Origin of the sequence: Mycetocola sp., from assembly GCF_046716805.1 — a bacterium.
Lineage (GTDB): Bacteria > Actinomycetota > Actinomycetes > Actinomycetales > Microbacteriaceae > Mycetocola_A.
In genome coordinates this window covers 1-4,757 of sequence record NZ_JBKJWH010000133.1, presented here as the reverse complement: position 1 = coordinate 4,757, position 4,757 = coordinate 1, and the positions used below count along the sequence as shown (strand labels likewise).

Sequence of the window (4,757 nt, the reverse complement as noted above, 5' to 3'; positions counted from 1 at the left end):
GTGTGGAGCGTCTGAGGGAAGATCCTCTCCGTATGCTCCGTGCCATCCGTTTCTCGATCCAGCTTGATTTCTACATGGACGACATGATCTGGGCGTTCCTGTATGACCCTAACAACACAACCCTGTTGAAGAAGGTTGAAACCAACCGAGTCCGTGACGAGTTGACGAAGTGCTTCAAGATGAGTACAATTGAAACATTACACACTCTCCAAGGACTTTACTCCATTCAGGAATACATCTTCACAGAGACTGACATTTGGCTCGAACCAACCGTCAAAGGCAAGTAGAGCTTGCCAAGGTGCCATAAACAATGGTAGAATAGAGTGGTAAGTCCTCGTAATGAGGAAACTACCACCGTAAGTGAATACAAATGGCTAATACCGTTGTCCTCGACACGTCCGTACTTCTCTCCGCTGGAAGGACGGCGTTGTATTCCTTTGGTGCCCACAACGTAGTTCTCCCCCTCGTAGTTGTTAGAGAGCTTGAGACTAAGCGCAATGATCCCGATCTAGGTCTTGCCGCTCGCTCCGTCCTACGAGCCTTGGATGCCCTTCTCTCTGAGGGCGATCTCCGGGAAGGCGTCTCCCTTGGGGAGGACTATGGTACCATCCGGATTGAGACCAACCACGTCCATGACGTTCCGGACTCCTTGAAGAGCTACCCATCCAACGACACGAAGATTGTCACTGTCGCTCTCAATCTCTCCAATGAGATTGATCAAGACGTGTTCCTTGTCACTAAGGATGTTCCTCTTAAGGTAACAGCTTCCATCGTCGGTGTCAAGACCCTTGACTTCACCCCTCAGAACATCTCCGGTGATTACATCGACAGCACGGAAACTCACTGGGTGACTGCTGAGCAGATCGATGAGATCCACGAGACAGGCACCGTCCGTCTGGACCTTGACATTCCGCGCAACGTTGGCGTCATCCTCCGCAACGAAGAGAACCCCAAGGACACCGCGCTCGCGATCTCTGGTAAACAGTACGAATTCAACCTGATCAACCAGTACGAAATCTCCGGACTGGAGTCCCGTTCCGCTGAGCAGGCATTTGCGATCAACTACCTGATGGACGAGAAGGTCAAGATCGTCTCCCTCGGTGGCCGTGCAGGTACCGGTAAGACCACACTGGCCCTCGCTGCCGGTGTCGAGCAGTTGAACATCAACAACGGCACCTACAAAAAGATCATCGTCTTCCGCTCCATGCACGCTGTTGGTGGAGAAGAGCTTGGATTCCTTCCGGGCACTGAGGCTGAGAAGATGGACCCATGGACAGCGGCAATTTTCGACAGCCTGAACTCTTTCCTCACACCGCAGCAGATCAATATTCTGAAGACCAAGCAGGCCATTGAAGTTCTCCCGCTGACTCACATCCGTGGCCGTACCTTCAACAACGCGTTCATCATCTTGGACGAGAGCCAGAACCTTGAGAGATCCACTATCCTTACGGCGCTAAGCCGCCTTGGAAAGAACTCCAAGGCCGTGATGTCGTGGGATGTCTCCCAGCGCGATAACTTCCGTGTAGGCCGTCACGATGGTGTTTACGAGGTAACCAGCCGCCTTCTAGGTGAAAGGCTGTTCGCCCACACGTCCCTCCAGAAGTCCGAACGTTCCGACGTTGCAGAGCTTGTATCCCGCGTACTGGATGACTTCGACATGAAGTAACATACACTATAGAAATAGTCCTCATCTTCGGATGGGGACTATTTCTGTTTGAGGGTTGACACTATTTAAATCCTGCCGTAGAGTCTTTCCCATCAGGGCGAAAGCCACAGAGAACAAACCGAAAGGCAGTAAAATGAAACACTCAATCGTAGCACTCGGAGCCGCAGCAATCCTCGCCCTCTCACTCAGCGCCTGTGGAGCCAGCGTCTCCAGCGACAACAAGGGACCATCCGAAAGCCAAGCCGCAGTCGAACCAGCCACCAAGACCACACCAACACCGGAGGCCGCTGCCAAGAGTCCACGTGGAAACACGATCAAGCAGATCGGGGAACCGGCCTTCTGGAAGGATTCGGACTCGGTTCCGGACTCGGAAGCCGAAGGCAAGTTCACGGTGACGGAGGTCAAGGATGTGGTCTGCGACCAACCATACGCCTCTCCACCAACGAACGGGAAGATTATCGGCCTGACGGTCGATGTCGAGACCACTCCCAAGCTCGCTGAGTCGCCCATGAAACAGGTCTTCCTCAGCCCCATGAGCTTCAAGTTCATTGCCCCGAACGGGACAACCTTCAATGGCAATCTGTCCTCGGGAGCTACGTACTCATGCATCGACAACTCGCTCAACCTGCCATCGTCCTTCGGTCCAGCCGAGAAGGCCCACGGAGTGATTCTGCTGGATGTTCCGGCTGGCGGCGGCATCCTCACCATCGGATCTGTGGAGTGGAGCCTCCCATAAAACAAACAGGAGAAGCCCTAGACTAGCACAGTCTAGGGCTTCTTCGTTTGCCTATTATCATAGACTAGTGGTACAATAGTAATACCACCATTTCGGCTTACCTAAACCTTGGGCCTACGATAAGGAAATAATTTGAGCAAGAGAGTAGTCAAGAACTACACATTCGATGCCAGCACCAAGAAGATCACTCTTCCAGATTTTGACTCGTCCTTTGATCTGTCTAGGCTCGATAAGATCACCAACGCCACCCGTAACGTCGTAATCTTCGACAAGGACGACCAGACCAAACTTGGCACCAATGCTGGAAATGCCATCACACTTAGCTATGATACAGTAGCTATGTCCGACTCGGACACCCTGCTGGTAGAGTATGAAGGTCTCTTCGGAAGTGAGAACAAGTTCTCAACCCGCCCCAGCGTTCTTACAGGCGTCCAGTCCACTTCTGAGACATGGGAACTAGCTGAGGACACTGAGGGTGCCCACATCATCTCTGAGGGTGGAGACTCCTCAGGGTCGGCCTACCTTCGCATCTCCCTGAACCCGTTTGTCGAGGCAAATGGTGTAGCACTCACGTCCAAGGAGTCCTACGACTTCCCAATGCGTGTTGTCTTCGGTACCTCCATCTCCCAGCGTATCGTTGGTCAGGAAATATTCGTGGGCATGGTTGCCACGGACGGTTCCGGAGACATCGAGTACATCCCGTCCGTCCCTGACAAGGCCATCACAGGCGCGACAGCCTCTGTCACGGCCAACGTCGCCACGTTCACGCTGGCTAACCACGGCCTCAAGGGTGGCGACCGTGTGATCTTCTACGGCTGCGCTGACCACAGAATGAACGTCGGCCCGGTAGTGGTCACTGTACTGTCTCAGGACACTTTCACAGTCCCGATCACCATCACTGCCGCGTCCTACTCCACCGTAGGCGGCTACGTACGTCTGGCTGATCCGCTGCGCTATGCTGCAAACGGTGCCGGTCTGCTTTTCGAGAACTCCAACTCTACAAACGCTTCGTTCGTCTCTAGGCGCTCTGGAACCAAGTTCCGCTCAACAAACATGGCTATCGCCACTACAACTGCTGCACAGACGAACACAAGCCCGTACACGGACGCTTTCAACGCTTCCGGTACACAGGAGCTTTACTTCTCTCAGGACGAGATCTCGTACCGTTCCTTTGCCGCTGACTCCAACGCTGGTACCAACGGTGCCTCTAAGTACTCACAGGCGATCCCGAACGAGGAAAAGCCGTACAAGGTCCAGATCCGTGCCCGTAACCTGAATGGGTTCTCCCTCCCGGTCGGACGTGTTGTCTCTGCTGCCAAGACTGGCACCACGACCGCGACTGTCACCACTGACGCGCCTCACGGCCTCGTTGCCGGTGACTTCGTACAGATTTATGGTACACGAGATCAGACCAACTTTGCAAACCTTGGCACACAGACAGCCATTGCGTCCGTCGTATCCCCTACTAGCTTTACGGTTGTCTGGGGATCGGCTGTAACAGCGTCCACAGCCGGTGGCATGGTTTACGTTAACCAAGGACAGCTTTCTGCTCCGGGCATCATCGGACAGGCCATCCAGAGCGTTTCCCGTACGAACAACGTCCTGTTCCTGACAGGTAACACCAACTGGTCCGGTCTGCTTCCGGGCGAGTATGTAAACGTCTACGGACTTGAGCCTTCCGCCAAGCCTTACGAGGGCGCGTACAAGGTTCTCCGCACGGCCACAACGACTCTTGAGCTTGAGGCCACTGGTCCTGACTTCGGCGCGATCACCACTGGTGGAGCCGTCATCAAGCGCACGGACGTTCGTATCCACTACGTACGTGTCCTAGACTATGAGCGCAAGGGTGTCGAAATCCTTGGTGGACGTGGTAACACTACAGACATCAACAACGCGGCCCCTGTCGCCATTGTAGGTGCCCCTACCCTGAACGTCAACGCCATTCAGTCTACCGGCTCGGCCTCTCAGGTCTGGAACGCTGCCGGATACGGTGGCCTGTTGGTCAACGATATCGTCTCTGCTGCCATTACGTCAACGGCTACATCTTCGGCCATTACTCCGGGTGTCATTGGCAATATTGGCACCTACTCCCATACATTCAACGTAGCTGTTACCGCGATCACGGGTTCCGGCGCGTATATGGATGTCTCTGTGGAAGAGTCTGCGGATAACGGCACCAACTGGATACGTGTCTATGAGTTCCCGAGGATCACGGCCAACGGTTCCTTCACTTCACCTAAGCTCCGCTCAACATTCGGAACTAGATTCCGTTACGTGCGCACAGTCGGCGGAACAACACCATCCATCACCAACTCGGTAAACCGTATCATGTGGTCCACGCCGGGTGAGCTTACC

3 protein-coding genes and 1 pseudogene are annotated in these 4,757 nt (G+C 54.2%); all 4 read left to right on the top strand.

Annotation, left to right across the window (positions count from 1 at the left end):
* A pseudogene (locus ACLQ62_RS10675) lies at positions 1–287 on the top strand (hypothetical protein); the annotation flags it as partial.
* An 83-nt stretch (positions 288–370) separates the two neighbouring features.
* On the top strand, positions 371–1,666 hold the full coding sequence (locus tag ACLQ62_RS10670) for a PhoH family protein (protein ID WP_411721616.1): 1,296 nt from the start codon (positions 371–373) through the stop codon (positions 1,664–1,666).
* 133 nt (positions 1,667–1,799) lie between these two features.
* Positions 1,800–2,402, top strand: a complete 603-nt coding sequence (locus ACLQ62_RS10665; protein WP_411721615.1) for a hypothetical protein — start codon at positions 1,800–1,802, stop codon at positions 2,400–2,402.
* A 132-nt stretch (positions 2,403–2,534) separates the two neighbouring features.
* Positions 2,535–4,757, top strand: a 2,223-nt coding sequence (locus ACLQ62_RS10660) for a hypothetical protein (RefSeq protein WP_411721614.1), incomplete at its 3' end; no start/stop codon positions are given.

What these genes read in the sequence shown, in the direction of transcription:
- ACLQ62_RS10670 (WP_411721616.1), top strand. Translation starts at nt 371, where the DNA reads ATGGCTAATACCGTTGTCCTCGACACGTCCGTACTTCTCTCCGCTGGA.
- ACLQ62_RS10665 (WP_411721615.1), top strand. Translation starts at nt 1,800, where the DNA reads ATGAAACACTCAATCGTAGCACTCGGAGCCGCAGCAATCCTCGCCCTC.